Consider the following 276-nt stretch of genomic DNA (forward strand, 5'->3'; position numbering starts at 1 on the left):
ATCCTGTTTTATCATTACGAGATGCAAGCCAAAAAAATCCTTTTGCACGTACAACATCTTCAGGCCAATTCTCTAACCAAGCCATCCACCTTTCAGGATGGAATGGACGATTTCTTTTATAAACAAATGAACTTATACCATACTCATCCGTTTCAGGGACATGTTCTTCGTTAAGTTCCTTAATCCACCCAGCACCTTGACTTGCTTGTTCAAAGTCGAATAGGTTTGTATTCAGAATACTATGTAACGATACTTTACCTTGGGTACTTTCAATAA

1 protein-coding gene is annotated in these 276 nt (G+C 37.7%); it reads right to left on the reverse strand.

The window, feature by feature from the left end; genetic code table 11:
• On the reverse strand, window positions 1-276 hold a 276-nt coding region (locus AOA60_RS23930; RefSeq protein WP_178075414.1), incomplete at both ends, for a GTP-binding protein.

Origin of the sequence: Pseudomonas sp. 2822-17 (assembly GCF_002742485.1) — a bacterium.
Lineage (GTDB): Bacteria > Pseudomonadota > Gammaproteobacteria > Pseudomonadales > Pseudomonadaceae > Aquipseudomonas > Aquipseudomonas cyclaminis.